This is a genomic window from Mesorhizobium sp. WSM3862 (assembly GCF_002294985.1).
GTDB lineage: Bacteria > Pseudomonadota > Alphaproteobacteria > Rhizobiales > Rhizobiaceae > Mesorhizobium.
Map to the genome: position 1 here is coordinate 460,519 of NZ_NSGE01000005.1, position 17,528 is coordinate 478,046.

Annotated in this window: 19 protein-coding genes; 11 read left to right on the forward strand and 8 right to left on the reverse strand. The window is 64.0% G+C overall.

Annotated elements, in window-relative coordinates; genetic code table 11:
* The first annotated feature begins 144 nt into the window (after positions 1 to 144).
* The gene (locus CK224_RS17955; RefSeq protein WP_095782801.1) at positions 145 to 771 is read left to right on the forward strand and encodes a DUF1062 domain-containing protein; all 627 of its coding nucleotides are present in this window, start codon (positions 145 to 147) and stop codon (positions 769 to 771) included.
* Positions 772 to 826: 55 nt separating this feature from the next.
* Here the strand turns inward: CK224_RS17955 and typA are convergent, their stop codons facing one another.
* On the reverse strand, positions 827 to 2,656 hold the full coding sequence (gene typA / locus CK224_RS17960; RefSeq protein WP_067001463.1) for a translational GTPase TypA: 1,830 nt from the start codon (positions 2,654 to 2,656) through the stop codon (positions 827 to 829).
* Positions 2,657 to 2,850: 194 nt separating this feature from the next.
* On the opposite strand from typA, the gene CK224_RS17965 reads away from it, so the two are divergent.
* A complete protein-coding gene (locus CK224_RS17965) occupies positions 2,851 to 3,135 on the forward strand; it encodes a hypothetical protein (protein ID WP_245418659.1) in 285 nt (94 codons plus the stop codon).
* 96 nt (positions 3,136 to 3,231) lie between these two features.
* Here the strand turns inward: CK224_RS17965 and CK224_RS17970 are convergent, their stop codons facing one another.
* Both CK224_RS17970 and CK224_RS17975 read right to left on the reverse strand, forming a co-directional pair.
* On the reverse strand, positions 3,232 to 4,806 hold the full coding sequence (locus CK224_RS17970; protein ID WP_095782640.1) for an alkaline phosphatase: 1,575 nt from the start codon (positions 4,804 to 4,806) through the stop codon (positions 3,232 to 3,234).
* A gap of 136 nt (positions 4,807 to 4,942) precedes the next feature.
* On the reverse strand, positions 4,943 to 6,226 hold the full coding sequence (locus CK224_RS17975; RefSeq protein ID WP_095782641.1) for an MFS transporter: 1,284 nt from the start codon (positions 6,224 to 6,226) through the stop codon (positions 4,943 to 4,945).
* Positions 6,227 to 6,304: 78 nt separating this feature from the next.
* On the opposite strand from CK224_RS17975, the gene CK224_RS17980 reads away from it, so the two are divergent.
* The 3 genes from CK224_RS17980 (at position 6,305) to CK224_RS17990 (ending at position 8,048) form a co-directional block, all read left to right on the forward strand.
* Positions 6,305 to 6,922 (forward strand): TetR/AcrR family transcriptional regulator, encoded by a 618-nt coding sequence (locus CK224_RS17980; RefSeq protein WP_095782642.1) that lies wholly within the window; start codon positions 6,305 to 6,307, stop codon positions 6,920 to 6,922.
* Between the two features lie 97 nt (positions 6,923 to 7,019).
* The gene (locus tag CK224_RS17985; protein ID WP_141245822.1) at positions 7,020 to 7,430 is read left to right on the forward strand and encodes a hypothetical protein; all 411 of its coding nucleotides are present in this window, start codon (positions 7,020 to 7,022) and stop codon (positions 7,428 to 7,430) included.
* A 27-nt stretch (positions 7,431 to 7,457) separates the two neighbouring features.
* A complete protein-coding gene (locus tag CK224_RS17990; RefSeq protein ID WP_095782644.1) occupies positions 7,458 to 8,048 on the forward strand; it encodes a hypothetical protein in 591 nt (196 codons plus the stop codon).
* Between the two features lie 282 nt (positions 8,049 to 8,330).
* Here CK224_RS17990 and ppa read toward each other — a convergent pair whose 3' ends face one another.
* The 5 genes from ppa to CK224_RS18020 all read right to left on the reverse strand — a co-directional run bounded on the left by ppa (position 8,331) and on the right by CK224_RS18020 (position 12,053).
* Positions 8,331 to 8,864: an inorganic diphosphatase gene (gene ppa / locus CK224_RS17995; protein WP_067001447.1), complete on the reverse strand. Its 534-nt coding sequence runs from the start codon at positions 8,862 to 8,864 to the stop codon at positions 8,331 to 8,333.
* Positions 8,865 to 9,079: 215 nt separating this feature from the next.
* Positions 9,080 to 9,586 (reverse strand): GNAT family N-acetyltransferase, encoded by a 507-nt coding sequence (locus CK224_RS18000; RefSeq protein ID WP_067324917.1) that lies wholly within the window; start codon positions 9,584 to 9,586, stop codon positions 9,080 to 9,082.
* Positions 9,587 to 9,735: 149 nt separating this feature from the next.
* A complete protein-coding gene (locus CK224_RS18005; protein WP_095782645.1) occupies positions 9,736 to 10,374 on the reverse strand; it encodes a TPM domain-containing protein in 639 nt (212 codons plus the stop codon).
* 6 nt (positions 10,375 to 10,380) lie between these two features.
* On the reverse strand, positions 10,381 to 11,253 hold the full coding sequence (locus CK224_RS18010; protein WP_095782803.1) for a YgcG family protein: 873 nt from the start codon (positions 11,251 to 11,253) through the stop codon (positions 10,381 to 10,383).
* A 155-nt stretch (positions 11,254 to 11,408) separates the two neighbouring features.
* Positions 11,409 to 12,053, reverse strand: a complete 645-nt coding sequence (locus tag CK224_RS18020; protein WP_095779831.1) for a LemA family protein — start codon at positions 12,051 to 12,053, stop codon at positions 11,409 to 11,411.
* A 155-nt stretch (positions 12,054 to 12,208) separates the two neighbouring features.
* Here CK224_RS18020 and CK224_RS18025 point away from each other — a divergent pair, with 155 nt between their 5' ends.
* From CK224_RS18025 to CK224_RS18050, 6 genes are all read left to right on the forward strand, one after another.
* Positions 12,209 to 12,460 (forward strand): hypothetical protein, encoded by a 252-nt coding sequence (locus CK224_RS18025; RefSeq protein ID WP_067001435.1) that lies wholly within the window; start codon positions 12,209 to 12,211, stop codon positions 12,458 to 12,460.
* A 12-nt stretch (positions 12,461 to 12,472) separates the two neighbouring features.
* Positions 12,473 to 13,357, forward strand: a complete 885-nt coding sequence (pdxY, locus tag CK224_RS18030) for a pyridoxal kinase PdxY (RefSeq protein WP_095782646.1) — start codon at positions 12,473 to 12,475, stop codon at positions 13,355 to 13,357.
* A complete protein-coding gene (locus CK224_RS18035) occupies positions 13,354 to 14,121 on the forward strand; it encodes a DUF429 domain-containing protein (protein WP_095782647.1) in 768 nt (255 codons plus the stop codon). The genes pdxY and CK224_RS18035 overlap by 4 nt, the downstream gene beginning before the upstream one ends.
* Before the next feature lie 129 nt (positions 14,122 to 14,250).
* On the forward strand, positions 14,251 to 14,892 hold the full coding sequence (locus tag CK224_RS18040) for a carbonic anhydrase (RefSeq protein WP_067001427.1): 642 nt from the start codon (positions 14,251 to 14,253) through the stop codon (positions 14,890 to 14,892).
* Positions 14,893 to 14,902: 10 nt separating this feature from the next.
* Complete coding sequence (locus CK224_RS18045) at positions 14,903 to 15,319, forward strand: hypothetical protein (protein ID WP_067323116.1); 417 nt, start codon at positions 14,903 to 14,905, stop codon at positions 15,317 to 15,319.
* A gap of 82 nt (positions 15,320 to 15,401) precedes the next feature.
* On the forward strand, positions 15,402 to 17,456 hold the full coding sequence (locus tag CK224_RS18050) for a M3 family metallopeptidase (protein ID WP_095782804.1): 2,055 nt from the start codon (positions 15,402 to 15,404) through the stop codon (positions 17,454 to 17,456).
* Positions 17,457 to 17,528 lie beyond the last annotated feature (72 nt).

Sequence of the window (17,528 nt, forward strand, 5' to 3'; positions counted from 1 at the left end):
CCGGTTTGGCATTGCTGAGCCGCCGTCGCGCAATCGCGCGGGCGCCTGATTTTCAACCGCTACAGCCTTTCGCCACACCGTGCCCGCATGGGCATCTCGGACATTGCCGCGCTGACGGACTTCCGACGGGAAGGGCCTATCGGCATGTCTCGAACTTTGCGCATTCGCTGGGCGATCTCGCCCGCAGTCGCGCCTCGACCTCTCATCAACTGCAATCGCTGCGGCGGCGTCAAACCTCACCAATGCAGCGGAAAGTTCCGCGTCAACGCCAACGGCAAGCGCATCGATGCCTGGCTGATCTATCGCTGCACCGACTGCGACAATTCCTGGAACCGCGCCATTTTTGAGCGATGCAACCGTCGCGACATCGCACCGGCGCTGCTGGCTGCACTCGAGCGCAACGATCCGACGCTGGTCCGACACTATGGCTTCGATGCCGTGGCGCTCAGAAATCGGGTCGGGCGGATCGAAGAATCTCCCGAAGTCACGGTGCGAAAGGAGCCGCTGGATGGCAGGCCGGAAGGCGCGACGGCGCTTTGGCTTGAGCTTCGGCTCGATGCCGCAACGCCCTTGCGGCTTGACCGCTTGCTCGCCGGCGAGCTCGGCATCTCCCGGTCGAGGCTGCAGGCCTGGGAGGCGCGGCGGTTGCTCGCCATCGAACAGTGCGGCGCCAAAGCCCTGCGCAGGCCGGTGCGCGACGGCATGGTGGTACGCGTCGACCTCTCCGGCGAGAGCGGCCGTGACGCTGTCGTTTCGGCCGCATGTGCATGAAGTGAAAAGAGAGGGAGCGCTGCTCCTCCCTTGAGTAACTGCCTGGGCTAAAACCCTACGCCGCGCCCATCACCTTGGCCGACTTCTCGAAGCGCTTGCGCTCGTTCGGGTCGAGATAGAGCTTCCTGAGCCGAATGGTCTTCGGCGTCACCTCGACCAGCTCGTCGTCCTGGATCCAGGCCAGCGCGCGTTCCAGCGTCATGCGGACCGGCGGCGTCAGCTTCACCGCCTCGTCCTTGCCGGCGGCGCGGATGTTGGTGAGCTTCTTGCCCTTCAGCACGTTCACTTCCAGGTCGTTGTCGCGGGAATGGATGCCGATGATCATGCCCTGGTAGACCTTGACGCCCGGATCGATGATCATCGGGCCGCGGTCCTCCAGGTTCCACATCGCATAGGCGACCGACTCACCCTGTTCGTTGGAGATCAGCACGCCATTGGTGCGGCCGGGCAGCTCGCCCTTGTACGGCTCGTAGGCATGAAACAGCCGGTTCATCACGGCGGTGCCGCGCGTGTCGGTCAACAGTTCCGACTGATAGCCGATCAGGCCGCGGGTCGGCGCGTGGAAGACAAGGCGCTGGCGGTTGCCGCCGGAGGGGCGCAGCTCGACCATCTCGGCCTTGCGTTCCGACATCTTCTGCACGACCACGCCGGCGTGCTCCTCGTCGACGTCGATGACGACTTCCTCGACCGGCTCCAGCAACTGGCCGTCATCGCCCTTCTGCATGACGACCCGCGGGCGCGACACGGCGATCTCGAAGCCTTCGCGGCGCATCGTCTCGATCAGCACGGCAAGCTGCAACTCGCCGCGACCGGAGACGAAGAAGGAATCCTTCTCCGGCGATTCCTCGATCTTGAGCGCCACATTCCCTTCGGCCTCGCGCAGCAGCCGGTCGCGGATGACGCGGCTGGTCACCTTGTCGCCCTCGGTGCCGGCAAGCGGACTGTCGTTGACGAGGAAGGACATGGTCACCGTCGGCGGGTCGATAGGCTGCGCATGCAACGGCTCGCTCACGCTCGGATCGCAGAAGGTGTCGGCGACGGTGCCCTTCGACAGGCCGGCGATGGCGACGATGTCGCCCGCCTGGGCTTCCTCGATCGGCTGGCGCTCGAGGCCACGGAAGGCGAGGATTTTCGAGATTCGTCCGGTCTCGATCTGCGTGCCGTCATGGTGCAGCACCTTGACCGCCTGGTTTGGCTTCAGCGAGCCCGACTCGATGCGGCCGGTGATGATGCGGCCGAGGAACGGATTGGCCTCGAGGATGGTGCCGATCATGCGGAACGGACCGGGATGCACCGTCGGCGCCGGCACATGCTTGACGACGAGATCGAACAGCGGCGCAAGGCCCTGGTCCTTGGGACCTTCAGGATTTTCCGAGACCCAGCCGTCGCGGCCCGAGCCGTAGAGGATCGGGAAGTCGAGCTGTTCGTCGGTCGCATCGAGCGCCGCGAACAGGTCGAACACCTCGTTGACCACCTCGATGTGACGGGCGTCAGGCCGGTCGATCTTGTTGATGACGACGATCGGCCGCAGACCTACCTTCAGCGCCTTGCCGACGACGAACTTGGTCTGCGGCATCGGCCCTTCGGCGGCGTCGACGAGCACGATCGCCGAATCCACCATCGACAGGATGCGCTCGACCTCACCGCCGAAGTCGGCGTGTCCGGGCGTGTCGACGATATTGATGCGGGTGCCCTTCCAGTCGACCGAGGTCGCCTTGGCCAGGATGGTGATGCCGCGTTCTTTTTCGAGGTCGTTGGAGTCCATGGCGCGCTCGGCGACGCGCTGGTTTTCGCGGAAGGCGCCGGACTGTTTCAGGAGTTGGTCGACGAGCGTGGTTTTCCCATGGTCGACATGCGCGATGATCGCGATATTGCGGAGGTTCATTGTCTGGTCTCGGGAGCGTTGCAGGCAGCAGGCCCGAAAGCGCCGCCTTTTTTGGTTGGGCGGCTCATACAAGGTTTTTCGCAATTGCGAAAGGGGAGGCCCCGCCCCAAATAAATGGTCACTGATTCTTAAACGTCTTGGTGTGAACTGATTCTGTTAACCAAGGCGGAACCTTTGAGGGGCCGGGCAATTTCATGTTCATGACCGATCAGATGTCCAGATTGCGTCCGGTTTTCGCGTGGGCCGCGCTTGGCGTGCTTGTCGCGGCTGGCGCCGCGCAGTCGGCGGCTGCCCTGAGAGAAGCCGAGCCCTCGCCCCCTGATGCCAAAACCGCGCAGCAGATGTTTGCCGACGCCCCGGACGGGGTCGACCCGATCGTCACCGGCCCGGTCAGCGCCGCCTTCAAGCAGCGCCAGAAGGCAGCCAACTGCGACACCGCCGTCTGGCCGAACATTCCCGCGACCTGCTATCCGGACTAATTGCGGACGGCTTTCTGACAACGGTAGCACTCCGGCACATGCCCCCTGCCCTGCCGGACAGTCCGGCAGGAAATAGGGGGGTGCCTCGTCCCGACCCTAAGCCGACCGCACCGGATCGAGCGTGACCTTGTAGAGCTCGTTGTCGTCGCGATCCATCAGCCGCACCGTTAGCTGCTCGGTGGCGCCGGAAATGTCGACCAGGCCAAAGAACTGCAGGCCCGCTGATGGCGGCAGGTTCTGGCCCTGCTCGGCGCTCGGCGCCTTGATGAACTTCAGCTCGGGCCCGAAGGTCATGTCGAGATCGTTGGGACCGAAGGTGCCGGCGTGGATCGGGCCGGAGACGAATTCCCAGAACGGGTTGAAATCCTGGAACTGCGCCTTGTCCGGATTGTAGTAATGCGCCGCCGTATAGTGGACGTCGGCGGTCAGCCACACCGTGTTGGTGATGCCGGCGTTCTTGATGTAGCGCAGCAGGTCGGCGAACTCGAGCTCGCGGCCTTTTGGCGTGCCATTGTCGCCGTTGCTGACCGCCTCGGCGCCGGCCTTTTTGGCCGCGTCGTTCCAGACGACGAGGCCGAGCGGCATGTCGGCGGCGATGATCTTCCAGGTCGCCTTGGAATTCGCCAGCTCGCGCTTCAGCCACTGCGTCTGCTGCTCGCCGAGCATGCGCGACTTCGGCGTCAGCGTGTCCTCCATGTCGGGGCCGTTCGGGCCGCGATAGGAGCGCATGTCGAGGAAGAACACGTCGAGCAGCGGCCCGTGGGCGATCTTGCGATAGACGCGTCCCGGTTCCGAAGGTTCGTAGCGGATGGTCGTCATCTCGTGGAAGGCGCGCGCCGCGCGAGCCGCCAGCACATGGATGGATTTTTCCGTGTAGCGGTTGTCGGTCGTCAGGTCCTTCGAATCCGACCAGTTGTTCACCACCTCGTGGTCGTCCCACTGGTAGAAGGTCGGGCAGATGGCGCTAAGCGCGAGCACGTGCTTGTCCATCATGTTGTACTTCCACTGGTCGCGATACTCGTCCAGCGTTTCGGCAACCTTGCGCTTGCCGTCGATCATGACGACGTTCTTCCACTTGCCGCCGCCGGGCAGGTCGACCTCGTCCTTCATGGCGCCGTCGGCATAGATCGTGTCGCCGGAATGGAGGAAGAAGTCAGGCGTATGCTTGGCGATGGTGGAGTAGGTCTTCATGCCGGTCTCGTCGATGCCCCAGCCCTGGCCGGCGGTGTCGCCCGACCACGCGAAGCGCACGTCGCGCTTCGACGCCGGCGCGGTGCGGAAACGGCCGACGATCGGCTCGGAGACGGCGTTGATGTCGGAAAGATCGGCGGCCGTCATCCGGTAGAAAATGTCCTGGTCGGCGGCGAGGTCGGTGAGCAGCCGCTTCACCGTATAGTCGCTGGCGGGCGAGGTATCGAGCGGCGCCAGCCTGACGGCGTCGGCGAAGCTTTCGGTGGTCGACACTTCGTACATCACGCGCGCCGGCCGGTCGGTGCGGGTCCAGATCACGCCGGAGGTGGCGTCGATATCGCCGGACTGGACGCCGTGGGTGAAGGCCGGGCGCTGATTGGCGCGCGAATAGTAAGGCAACGCGAGACCGGAGGCGCCGACTAGGCCAAAGGCGCTGGCCGAGGTGACGAAAGCGCGGCGGGTTAACGAGAGCTTGTTCATGGCTGTCTCCGGATGGCGTTGAACGGGACCGCAAACCTCCGGCCTCAATGTTTCAGGCGCATATCGGAACCATGAAATTTTGATAACAGGTCACAGCTCTCCCTTCTCCCCTTGCGGGAGAAGGGGAAGTCGCGCTTTAGGCCGCCTGCGGTTCCGGCTCAAAAGCCGGCTTGCTCGTGTTGATCAAGAGCGAAATACAGGCCGCGGCTATGCCGGTCATGCCGGCGATCAGGAAGGCAAGCTCGTAATTGCCCTGCAATTCGCGCATCGTGCCGCCGAAGGCCGCCGCCGCCGCGGCGCCCACCTGGTGGCCGGCGACGATCCAGCCGAACACGATCGGGCCGCTGCGGTCGCCGAAAGCTTCGTTGGCGAGCCTGAGCGTCGGCGGCACTGTGGCGATCCAGTCTAGTCCATAGAGCACGGCGAAGATGATCAGGCTGACCGCCGAGAAGCCGGAATAGGGCAGATAGATGAGCGACAGGCCGCGCACGGCGTAATAGACGCCAAGCAGCTTGCGCGGATCGAAACGATCGGTGAGCCAGCCGGACAGCGTCGTGCCGATCAGGTCGAAGATGCCCATCATCGACAATAGCCCGGCTGCCTGCACCTCGCCGATGCCCATGTCGCCGCAAAAGGCGATGAGGTGCGTGCCGACGAGGCCGTTTGTGGTGAAACCGCAGACAAAGAATGTGGCGAACAGGTACCAGAACACCCTGGTTCCCGCGGCACGGCGCAACGTGTTCAGCGTATGCGCCAGGAAATTGCCTTGCGCGGCCGGCGACACCGGCGGCACGTCGTCGGCATCGGCGCCATAACGCACCTGGCCGATGGAAGCCGGGCGCTCCGGCACCAGCAGAAAGACCAGCGGCACGAGAGCCGCCGTGGCAATGGCGATGGCAACGGCGACCGGCTTCCAACCTCCCGACTGAGCCAGCGAGGCGAGCAGCGGCAGGAACACCAGCAGGCCGGTCGCGCTGGAGGCGGACATCAGCCCCATCACCAGGCCGCGATTGGTCTTGAACCAGCGATTGACGATGGTGGCGCCGAGCACGGTCGCGACCGCGCCCGAGCCGATGCCCGAAAATATCCCCCATGTGATCAGCAGATGCCACGGCTTGGTCATCAGCAGGCTGAGCGCTGTGGAGCCCGACATGATCAGCAGCGCGGCAAGCAGTGTGCGGCGTAGCCCGATCCGCTCCATCAACGCCGCGGCAAATGGCCCGGTGAGGCCATAGAGGAAGATGCCGACCGCGGCGGCAAGCGAGACGACCTCGCGCCGCCAGCCGAAGCTCTCTTCCAGCGGCAGCATCATGACCGCCGGCGCGGAACGGAGTCCGGCGGCGATCAGCAGGCAGAAGAAGATGACTGCGACGACGACGAAGGCGTAGCGCTGGCCAAAGGGGCGGGAATGAGCTAGCATGTTACTGACCGGTACGTTGCAATGGAGCGGCGCCACTCATACGTACCGGTCAGTAACATTGTCAAGCGAGTTTGTTGAATGCCATCGGACAAAAAAATTGAAGCGTCGATCAGCGGAGCCGGCACGGCGCCGGCGCCGAAGGCTGCCGACAAGATCCTCGACGTGGCGCGCGACCTGTTCTATCGCGAAGGCATCCGGGCGATCGGCGTCGATGAGATCGTCAGGCGCGCCGGCGTCACCAAGCCCAGCCTGTACCGGACCTTCCCGTCCAAGGACGAACTCGCCGCTTCCTATCTGCGCAAGTGCGACCTCGAATTCTGGCAGCGGTTCGACGAGGCCGTGGACGCGCATCCTGGCAATGCGCGCGCGCAGATCATCGCTTTCCTCACTCGCGTCGGCAAACGCACGCAGAGGCCGGACTATCGCGGCTGCGGCATGACCAATGCGGCGGTCGAATATCCCGAGCACGGCCATCCTGCGCGGGTGGTGAGCGAGAACAACAAGCAGGAATTGCGCCGGCGCCTGCGCGCCATGGCGGCCGCGATGGGTGCGAGTGATTCCGACACGCTGGGCGATGGGCTGCTGCTGCTGATAGAGGGCGCCTATATCAGCGGCCAATTGTTCGGCCTCGGCGGACCGGCGGCATCGGTCGCCCGTAACGCCGATCTCCTGATTGAAGCGAGCTTGAAGAAATAGACCTTGCGATCCGACCCAGCAGCAATCATACTAGTATTGCTTGAGCTTTAAGCTATTGCGAACTGGCGGCTAAGATTTGAACATTGGTCGTATGCTCTTGGACGATCTGCAAAAGATGTTCCTGATCCACTATATGGGGCGGGGCAATCGAGGATTTATCGGCGAGCAAGAAAAGAAAGATATTGTCACGGTCCTGAACCTGAACGAATACACGGTCAAGGAAGCCGTGCTGCGCAGAGTGCTTTTCTTGCTGCTGATCTCGTCAGCGCTGAACTACTGTATCGAAAAGGCGCACGGCGCCGGCTCAGCGGCAAGCATCCTGACCGGGTCAATATGTACGATCGCTTTGGTGTTTTTATATCTGGATGCTTTTGTCCCCATTGTCCTGCTTGCCGTCTGGGTGTCACTGCTCGCGATCTGCTGGATGGACTATCAAGCGTTCCTGGCATCCGCTTTGTTTTCCACGTTGTACGCCTTGTATTTTTTTGCGAGGCTTAGAGCCAGATAACAAAATACTCACGGGAATGTAATCGCGATGCGTGCGCTTCTGGTCCCGCTTGCTTTCGCCGGTCTTAGCCAAGCGGCCCATGCGGGCGACATTTCCAGCGCCTATACCGACCTCGACTGGAAGAAGGACTGCGTGACCTACGCGCAATCGGAAGAAGGCGACGGCGACTGGGCGAGCCTCGCCTGCGCCGGCTATCGCGGCTATCCGGTGCTGATCGGCTACGACGACGCGCGCGAGTCCGTTTATTACGGCTTTCCCTCCGACGACATGACCGTCGTCTGGGAGAGTTTCTCCGGGCTCAACACCGCGGGCCGTAAGGTCGAGTGGCGCATCGAAACCAATGGCGACAAGGCGGTGCCCTTCGCCGCCATTCATCGTCGCGAGATCAGCAATCCCGAAAACGAAAACAAGCCGACCGAGGTGCTGGTCGTCGCCAAGGTCGCGCAGCCGGAGGAGCATGAGGGCTGCACAATCGGCCTCGTGCTCGCGACCGGCAATCCTCAGGCCAACGACCAGGCCCGCAAGCTCGCCGACGGAAAGGCGAAGGGTTTTGCTTGCGGCAAGGACAAGCGCGAGGTGATCGGCAACGTGCCGGACTTTGGGCGAGTAGATAACTAGAAATTAGAGGGTGTTCGACGAGTGCAAGACGGCGAAGGTTGCGCATTCGTCATCCTTGGGCGGAGCAAGGAGCGAAGCGACGCGGCGCAGACCCAAGGATCCATGCCGTTACATCAAGGCGTTGCCACGGTGCAGTAATTCCGTTCCGTAACGATCTTCGCGCGACCTCACGGCATGGATCCCAGGGTCTCCGCGACGGAGCTGCGCTCCTGCTTCGCCCTGGAATGACGACGTTGAGGGCTTCGCCCAAGCCCCATTGCCCAGGCGTTGGCTGCCGCTTACCTACTTGACCGCCTTCGCCCGTTCGATCGCCTCGACGATCATCTTCTTGGCATAGTTGGAATCGTGCCAGCCCTCGATCTTGACCCATTTGCCGGGCTCGAGATCCTTGTAGTGCTCGAAGAAGTGCTGCACCTGCTGGCGGGTGATTTCCGGCAGGTGCGTGTATTCGGTGACATTCTCGTAGCGCAGCGTCAGCTTCGGCGAGGGAACAGCGATCACCTTCTCGTCCTGGCCGGCATTGTCTTCCATGATCAAGACGCCGATCGGCCGCACATTGATGACGCAGCCCGGCACGAGCGCGCGCGTGTTGCAGACGAGCACGTCGATCGGGTCGCCGTCTCCCGACAAAGTGTGCGGCACGAAGCCGTAGTTGCCGGGATAGCGCATCGAGGTGTGCAGGAAGCGGTCGACGAACAGCGTGCCGGCCTCCTTGTCCATCTCGTACTTGATCGGCTCGCCGCCGATCGGCACCTCTATGATGACGTTGATGTCCTCGGGCGGGTTCTTCCCCGTTGGTACGGCTTCGATGCGCATGCTCAAATCCCTCTCTCGATTTGTGAGATCGATAGCGGGCGGCGCTTCATGGTGCAATGCGGCGAATAGCACTGGACGCTAATGGAAGCGCACAGTTTGTGATGGATTGTAACCCAATGCATGCCGCCCAAGACTGCGCAGCGGTTTTGGGCGAACGATATGCATCAAACGAAGACTTGAAGCACGTCACCGCTACGCGCTTTAAGTGGCGGCCATCATTCCCAGACGAAGGCAACCTTCTTCAGCGCCTTCTGCTCGAAGACCTCGACGCCTTCGGCGACGTCGCGGCCGCCATTGCCGGCATAGAAGGCCAGCGCGTTGTAATTGTCCTCCAGCGCCCACACCACCAGGCCTCTGAGCCCGTGGTCGGCAAGGCGCGTCCGCGCCGCCTTGAACAGCCTGCTGCCGAGGCCGATGCCCTGATATTCCGGACGCAGGTAAAGCTCGTAGATCTCGCCTTGCTGCCTGAGCTCGCGGGCGCGGTTCCTGCCGATCGTGGCATAGCCGGCGATCGTGCCCCCGATCTCGACCACCAGCACGGTAGCTGCCTTGCGAATTGCGTTCGCCCACCAATCGGGGCCGCGGCGATTGATCATGGCCGTCAGCGTGCGATGCGGGATGATGCCGGAATAGGCGCCGCGCCATGCCTCCTGGTGCACGTCCGCGATAGCCATTGCATCGCGAGGGTCGGCTTTCCGGATGTCGATCGTCAGCGTGTTCATGATTTGTTAATCATAAACCCGCTTGGCCCGACTGCAAAGAGTCCGCGCTGTCGCGCCCGCGCTTTCTCACAAACGAGCATGGCGGCATCGGAGGCGCCGAAAACCAGCCCTCACCTGGCCCCGGCAGAGCAGATTTTCAGCCAGTTCCGTCAGATCTCGACGAGATGGTCATCCAATTCATTGGTGTCGCCGGCGGTAACCGGGAAATGCTCGGCCAGTACCGCGCCGACCGATTCGATCGCCTTGGCGAAACCGTCGGCGAGTCGGTCGTCGCCCGCGTGCTGTGTCAGGTCCCGCACCACGCCATCCCAGACATGCTGGCCGACCTTAGCATCGATGCCGCTGTCGGCAACGACCTCGGCATAGCGCTCGGCGATGGAGACGAAGATCAGCACGCCCGTCCTCGCCTGGGTGCGGTGGACGTTGCGGGCGAGAAATTGCTTCATCGCATTGGCATGCGCCGCCTGGTAGCGCAGCCGTTTCGGCACGAGGTGAATGCGCAAGCCGGGCAGCGCCCAGAGGAGCGCGAGCATGCAGCCAAACGCCAGAAGCTGAGCAAGCACGAAATGCGGCAAACGGATGGTCAGCCACAAGGCTTCCAGCCCGTAGGCCACTGCGAGGCTGACGACAATCGTGGCGAGCGCCGCCGCGAACGCGGCCGGGAAGAAATAGCCGTCGCTGGACCCCGCCACGACGCAGTATATCTCGCCGTCGGTCCTTGCTTCCGCGGCACGGATGGCACCGGCGATGCGGTCATGGTCCTCGGGGCTGATCGGTCGCGTTGCCATGGTTTCTCACCAGCTTCCAGAGGAGCCGCCGCCGCCCGACGAACCGCCGCCGCCGGAAAACCCGCCACCGCCGCCACCGGAGGACCAGCCTCCACCGCCCGACGACCAGCCTCCGCCACCGGACGACCATCCGCCGGAGGATCGCCGGCTGGGCTTGAAGGTCATGCCGAGCCAGCGGTAGCGGCCGGGCCCGATCTTCTGGCCGAAGATCGGCGGCAGCACCGTCAGCGCGATGCCGCCGAAGAAGATCAGCGCCCATATGGTGATGAAGATGGCGAAGAACAGGTCGTCGGAGTTGAACGGCGCCTGCTCGTTGCGCTTGCCGCGCGCCTCCAGCTCCTCCGGATTGCCCTCCAGCACCATGATGATGTCGTCGACGGCCTTGCTGATGCCGCCGGAGAAGTCCCCGGCGCGGAAGGCCGGCACCATGTCGTTTTCGATGATCAGCTTGGTGTGCAGGTCGGTCAGCGTGCCTTCCAGCCCGTAGCCGACCTCGATGCGCATCTTGCGATCGTTCGGCGCAACCAGGAGAAGAACACCATTGTTCTCTTTGGCCTGGCCAAGCTTCCAGAAGCGGAACAGCCGGTTGGCGTAGGGCTCGATCTCCTCGCCGCCGAGACTGGAGATTGTCGCGACGACGATCTGGTCGGAGCCTTTTGTCTCGAAATCGGCCAGCTTCTGCGTCAGCGCCGCGCGCGTGCCGGCATCGATAATGCCGGCATTGTCGACCACACGGCCGGTGAGCGGGGGCAGGTCGGCGGCAAGGGCGGCGATGGGGAAGAGGAGGCAGAAAAGAACGCCAAGGAAGCTGAGGTAAGCGTTCCTTCGCGCCCCCCTCTGTCCTGCCGGACATCTCCCCCACTTGGGGGGAGATTGGATATCGCGTCCACCCTCGCCACTCTCCAACGTTGGAAGCGGAGATACAGCGGTCGAGCTGCCAATCTCCCCCCTTGCGGGGGAGATGTCCGGCAGGACAGAGGGGGGCGCGAAGGAACGCAAGGCCTGCAAGCTCGATTAAATTTCAGTCGCGCCGCTCACCCGCCCTGCTTGGTGCTCGTGCCGAAATCCACTTTCGGCACCTGCATCTTGTCTTCCTCGACGGTGAAGTTCGCAAACGGCTCATTGCCGCGGAACCAGAATGTCGCCCACAGCACCGACGGGAAGGTCCTCAGCGTCAGATTGTACTCCCTGACCGCCTGGATGTAGTCGCGACGCGCCACCGCGATGCGGTTCTCGGTGCCCTCGAGCTGCGCCTGCAGCGCGAGGAAATTCTGGTTGGCCTTGAGGTCGGGATAGTTTTCCGAGACCGCGATCAACCGCGACAGCGCGCCCGTCAGCCCGGCCTGGGCATCCTGGAATCTTTTGAGGGCTTCCGGATCCTTCAGCGTCTCCGGCGTCACCGTGATCTGCGTCGCCTTGGCGCGCGCCTGGACCACCGCGTCGAGCGTGTCCTTCTCGTGCGAGGCGTAGCCCTTCACCGTCTCGACCAGGTTGGGGATCAGGTCGGCGCGGCGCTGATACTGATTGAGCACCTCGCTCCAGGCTGCCCTGGCATTCTCCTCCGCCGTCGGGATGGTGTTGTAGCCGCAGCCGGCAAGCAGCGGCAGCACGAAGGCCATCATCAGCAAGGCCGGCAAATTGCGGAAAGCGGAGGGTAGAAGAAGGCGCTCGGCGAACATGATTGGTCCCCTCGACAGAAGTTGTGATGCGAAGCATTACCACAATCCGTGCGCAAGAAAATGACCCGGTGATGACGCAGCCTTGGTCCGGCCGCTCGCCCCCTGTGAATACGCGATCGAACAGGCTAAGCTCCGGGCCGGAAAGGACATTTGCCATGGCCGAGCGCCGGGACGACGAGAATGAATCGCGCCGCATCCTTGAGCGCGTGGCGCGCGAAACGACGCCGGGCGGCGCTTCCTTCGTCGCCCGCACCGCGAAGGACGCACGCGACCACGTGACCGCGGCCGATGCCGACCGCTCCGATCCGATCGAAGTTTGGGGCACCCGCATTGGCCGAACGCTCGGCCTCATCATCGCCATTGGGCTGTTGGTCTGGCTGGTGTATGCCGCCACGCAGGGTGGCTAGGAACCGAATTTCATGATTGCTGAAAAAACCGACGCGCCGCGCGCGGTCATCGTCATCTCCAGCCATGTCGCCCGCGGCTCGGTCGGCAACCGCGCCGCGGTGTTCGCGCTGGAGACGCTGGGGTTTCCGGTCTGGGCGGTGCCGACCGTGATCCTACCCTGGCACCCAGGCCACAGCCGCGCCACCCGCATCGTGCCGCCGCTCGATCAGTTCAAGGCGCTGATGGCCGACCTCGAGCGCGCGCCGTGGCTGGGCGAGGTGAGCGCGGTGCTCTCGGGCTATCTCGGTGAGGCCGGCCAGGCGGAGGCCGTCGCTTCGCTGGTTGCGGCCGTCAAGGCGAGGACGCCGGATGCCCTTTATGTCTGCGACCCGGTGATGGGCGATTCGGGTGGCCTTTATGTGCCGGAGCCGACGGCCGTCGCGCTGCGCGACAGGCTGATGCCGATCGCCGACATCGCCACGCCCAACCGCTACGAGCTCGAATGGATGGCCGGCGCGCCGCTGCCCGACATCAAATCGGTGACGGCGGCCGCCCTGCACGCCGGTCCCTCCACCATGCTGGTCACCTCGGCACCCTCGATGATGGCGGGCGGCACCGGTAACTTCCTCCTCGACGACCGACAGGCGCTGCTTGCCGAGCACCGCCTGATCGAGAAGCCGCCGAACGGGTTGGGCGACCTGACGGCCGCCGTCTATCTCGCCCGCATCCTTTCCGGCCAGCCGCCGGCGAAGGCGCTGCAGTCGACCACGGCCGCCGTCTACGAGATCCTGGCGCGCACGGCGAAACGCGGCGGCGACGAGCTGCAGCTCGAGACGGACGCGCAGAGCCTGTCGCATCCGATGGCGATGGTGCAGCTTCGCCATCTCCTTCACCCCGGGCGGGACAAGCGGGCGTGACGCCAGGCGGCGGCGTGCTGGCCGGGGTCGACGGCTGCAAGGCCGGGTGGATCGCCGTCCATCGCGAGCCTGGCGCGCCGCCATCGGCGTCGGTCTTCGCGACTTTCGAGGCTCTGCTACACGCCCTGCCCGACGCCACGATCGCCGTCGACATGCCGATCGGCCTGCCTGATTTTTCCAGCCGCGGCGGTCGCGGGCCGGAGGCGCTGGTGCGGCCGCTGCTCGGAGCACGGCAGTCGAGCGTCTTTGCCATACCATCGCGCGCAGCGCTCTACGCCGATACCGGCAACTTCACCACGGTCGAAGCCTGGTATGCCGCGCACCGGCGGGCGAGCGAGGTGGCGATGACGACTTCCAGTCCGCCGCGCGGCGTTTCCATCCAGGCCTTCGGTATTTTTTCGAAGATTCGCGAGATCGACCAGCTGTTGATCGCGCGACCGGATTTGCGCGGCCGCATCTTCGAATCGCACCCGGAAGTCGCCTTCTGCCGGCTGAACGGCGGCACCGCGATGATCCTGCCCAAGAAGATCAAGGGCACTATCAACCCGGCCGGCATGGAGGAGCGCAAGGCGCTGCTTTGCCGGCAAGGCTACGACAAGACCTTCCTCGACCAGGCGCCGCCGAAGGGTGCCGCCGGCGACGACTTCCTCGACGCGGCCGCCATGATGCTGATCGCCGGCCGCATCGCCAGCGGCGAGGCGCGGCCCTCGCCCGATCCGCCGCTGACCGACCGCTTCGGCATTCAGGTCGCCATCTGGGCATGACCGGTCGGAGCGGCCGGCATGCGTTTGCGACGCCGCCATCCGCAATTCGGCATTGCCCGCGACCGGCTTTTGCCGCTAGAGGCTTTTTCGATCGCAACGAGCTGCCGCCCCAAACCCGGAAAGGCGCCCATGCCCCATCTCCCCGAACATCTGCTGACCGGCTATCGCAACTTCATGAGCGGCCGCTATCCCGCCGAAAGCGACCGCTACCGCTCGCTGGCGCGCGAGGGCCAGGCGCCCGAGACCATGATCGTCGCCTGCTGCGATTCCCGCTCGGCCCCCGAAGCGATCTTCGATGCCGGGCCGGGCGAGCTCTTCGTGCTGCGCAATGTCGGCAATCTCGTGCCGCCCTATGAGCCGGACGGCGAGTTCCACTCGACCTCTGCTGCGCTCGAGTTCGCCGTGCAGAGCCTGAAGGTGAAGAACATCGTGGTGATGGGCCATGGCCGCTGCGGCGGCATCCGCGCCGCGCTCGATACCAATTTTGCGCCGCTGTCGCCTGGCGATTTCATCGGCAAATGGATGAGCCTGATCGCGCCGGCTGCCGAGACCGTCTCGTCCAGCACCTTCATGACGGCGACCGAGCGGCAGACGGCGCTGGAGCGCATCTCGATCCGCTATTCGATCGCCAATCTCAGGACATTCCCCTGCGTTTCGATCCTCGAGGGCAAGGGCAAGCTTACCCTGCACGGCGCCTGGTTCGACATCTCGACCGGCGAGCTCTGGGTGATGAACAAGGAGACCGGCGATTTCGAGCGGCCGGAGCTTTGATGGAGGGCTGATGGAGCGGATCTGGTGTAGGTTTCTCCTTGCGGCAGCGCTGCTGCTGTCCGCGACGATCAGCGCCAGCGCCGATGACAGCGCCGTCATCGATCGTTGGTATTCGGCACTCCTGGTCGCCGACCGCACCGAACTGTCCGAATTGCTTTCTGAAGAGGTGCACATGAAGCTCGACGATGTCGGCGTCGTCCAGGACAAGCAGGAATTCCTCGCGTCGATCGACGAATGGCAAGGCGCGGTTGCCGGCGCCGCCATCCGCCATCGCATCGAGAAGAGCGAAAAGGGCGAGACCACGGTGCTCGCCTGCTACGATTTCCCCGAGAACGACACGCTGATGCGCGAGACCTTCACCGTCGTCGGCGGCCGCATCACCGCCAGCACCCAGACGGCGGTCGCGCAGGACTGCAGCGCCTACTGATCCTGTTGTTGCGCGGTGCCGAGCACCGCCCTACATCGGGATAACCCGCCTGCATTCAGCCCCACCAAAAGCGCCTATGGATTTGCCCATGTCAAAGACCGTCGACCTCGCCGCCCATCCGCTGACGCTTTGGCAAGGCCCGCTCGGCCTGCCCGATTTCACCCGCATCGGCGACAATGATTTCGGGCCGGTCTTCGACGCGGCGCTGGCAGCGCACCAGGCTGAGATCGACGCGATCGCCGGCAACAGCGAAGCGGCAACGATCGAAAACACGCTGGCTGCACTTGAGCTCGCCGGCGAGCCGCTCGACCATGTCTCGTCGATCTTCTGGTGTCGGGCCGGCGCCCACACCAACGACACCATCCAGCAGCTGGAGCGCGAGATTTCGCCCAAGATGTCGCGGCACTTCTCCGCGATCTCGATGAACGAGAAGCTGTTTGCCCGCATCGACGACCTCTACCAGCGCCGCGACAGGCTGAGCCTCGATCCCGAGACGTTGCGTGTGCTGGAAAAGACCTGGAAAGGCTTCGTCCGCTCCGGTGCGAAGCTCGATGCGGACGGCAAGAAGCGGCTGGCGGCAATCAACGAGGAACTCTCCTCGCACGGCACCAAATTCGGCCAGAATGTGCTGGCCGACGAACGTGACTGGGCGCTGTTCCTCGATGAGGCTGACCTCGTCGGCCTGCCGGATTTCTTGAAGAGCTCGATGGCCGAGGCGGCCGAGATGCGTGGCCAGAAGGGTCGCTATGCGGTGACGCTGTCGCGCTCGATCTACGAGCCGTTCTCGACCTTTTCTGAGCGCCGCGACCTGCGCGAGATCGCCTTCCGCGCCTTCATCATGCGCGGCCAGAATGGCGGCGCAAGCGACAATACCGATGTGGTGCGCGACATGCTGAAGCTGCGCGCCGAGAAGGCGAGGCTGCTCGGCTATGAGTCTTTCGCGGCGCTTAAGCTCGACGACACGATGGCGAAGACGCCGAAGGCGGTGCACAACCTGCTCGATCCGGTCTGGGAAAAGGCGCTGGAAAAGGCGGCCGCCGATCAGAAGCAGCTGGAGCGGCTGGCCACCGAAGCCGGCAGCAACGAAAAATTCGCGGCATGGGACTGGCGCTTCTACCAGGAGAAGCTGCGCGCCGAGAAATTCGCCTTCGACGAGGCCGAGCTGAAGCCCTATCTGCAGCTCGAACGCGTCATCGACGCCTGCTTCGACGTCGCGACCAAGCTGTTCGGCATCAGCTTCGAGGAGAAGAAGGGCATTGTCGCCTGGCATCCCGACGCGCGCGTCTTCGTGGTCAAGAACGCGGACGGCAGCGAGCGCGGACTGTTCCTCGCCGACTATTTCGCGCGGCCCTCGAAACGCTCCGGCGCCTGGATGAGCGCGCTGAAATCCGGCTACCAGCTTGGTAAAGGCGCGAAGCCCGTCATCTACAACATCATGAACTTCGCCAAGCCGCCGGCCGGCGAGCAGGCCCTTCTCTCCGTCGACGAAGCAAAGACGCTGTTTCACGAATTCGGCCATGCGCTGCACGGCATGCTGACCGACGTCACCTGGCCGTCAGTCTCCGGCACCTCGGTGAGCCGCGACTTCGTCGAACTGCCCTCGCAGCTCTATGAGCATTGGCTGACGGTGCCGGCGGTGCTGGAAAAGCATGCGCTGCACGTCAAGACCGGCAAGCCGATGCCGAAGGACCTGCTGGACAAGATGCTTGCCGCCCGCACCTTCGGCGCCGGCTTCGCCACGGTCGAGTTCACCGCCTCGGCGCTGATCGACATGGCTTATCACGCAAGGCCGGACGCGCCGGCCGAGCCACTTCCGTTCGAGGCCGAAACGCTGGAAAAGCTGCATATGCCCGACACCATCGCCATGCGTCACCGCACCCCGCATTTCGGGCATATCTTCGCCGGCGAGGGGTATTCAGCCGGCTACTATTCCTACATGTGGTCGGAGGTGCTGGACGCCGACGCCTTTTCCGCCTTCGAGGAAACAGGCGATCCCTTCAACCCGGACCTTGCCGAGCGGCTGAGGAAGAACATCTACGCCGCCGGCGGCTCCAAGGACCCGGAAGAGCTTTACACTGCCTTCCGTGGGAAAATGCCTTCGCCCGAGGCGATGATGGTGAAAAGAGGGTTGGTGTAGCGCTAGCAAATCTCCCCCTTCAGGGGGAGATGTCGCCAAAGGCGACAGAGGGGGTCACCCGACCGCAGCGAC

Excerpts from the sequence above, each read along its gene's own strand:
- CK224_RS17955 (WP_095782801.1), top strand. The coding sequence starts at position 145 with ATGTCTCGAACTTTGCGCATTCGCTGGGCGATCTCGCCCGCAGTCGCG.
- typA (WP_067001463.1), bottom strand. The coding sequence starts at position 2,656 with ATGAACCTCCGCAATATCGCGATCATCGCGCATGTCGACCATGGGAAA.
- CK224_RS17965 (WP_245418659.1), top strand. The coding sequence starts at position 2,851 with ATGTTCATGACCGATCAGATGTCCAGATTGCGTCCGGTTTTCGCGTGG.
- CK224_RS17970 (WP_095782640.1), bottom strand. The coding sequence starts at position 4,806 with ATGAACAAGCTCTCGTTAACCCGCCGCGCTTTCGTCACCTCGGCCAGC.
- CK224_RS17975 (WP_095782641.1), bottom strand. The coding sequence starts at position 6,226 with ATGCTAGCTCATTCCCGCCCCTTTGGCCAGCGCTACGCCTTCGTCGTC.
- CK224_RS17980 (WP_095782642.1), top strand. The coding sequence starts at position 6,305 with ATGCCATCGGACAAAAAAATTGAAGCGTCGATCAGCGGAGCCGGCACG.
- CK224_RS17990 (WP_095782644.1), top strand. The coding sequence starts at position 7,458 with ATGCGTGCGCTTCTGGTCCCGCTTGCTTTCGCCGGTCTTAGCCAAGCG.
- ppa (WP_067001447.1), bottom strand. The coding sequence starts at position 8,864 with ATGCGCATCGAAGCCGTACCAACGGGGAAGAACCCGCCCGAGGACATC.
- CK224_RS18000 (WP_067324917.1), bottom strand. The coding sequence starts at position 9,586 with ATGAACACGCTGACGATCGACATCCGGAAAGCCGACCCTCGCGATGCA.
- CK224_RS18005 (WP_095782645.1), bottom strand. The coding sequence starts at position 10,374 with ATGGCAACGCGACCGATCAGCCCCGAGGACCATGACCGCATCGCCGGT.
- CK224_RS18020 (WP_095779831.1), bottom strand. The coding sequence starts at position 12,053 with ATGTTCGCCGAGCGCCTTCTTCTACCCTCCGCTTTCCGCAATTTGCCG.
- CK224_RS18025 (WP_067001435.1), top strand. The coding sequence starts at position 12,209 with ATGGCCGAGCGCCGGGACGACGAGAATGAATCGCGCCGCATCCTTGAG.
- pdxY (WP_095782646.1), top strand. The coding sequence starts at position 12,473 with ATGATTGCTGAAAAAACCGACGCGCCGCGCGCGGTCATCGTCATCTCC.
- CK224_RS18040 (WP_067001427.1), top strand. The coding sequence starts at position 14,251 with ATGCCCCATCTCCCCGAACATCTGCTGACCGGCTATCGCAACTTCATG.
- CK224_RS18045 (WP_067323116.1), top strand. The coding sequence starts at position 14,903 with ATGGAGCGGATCTGGTGTAGGTTTCTCCTTGCGGCAGCGCTGCTGCTG.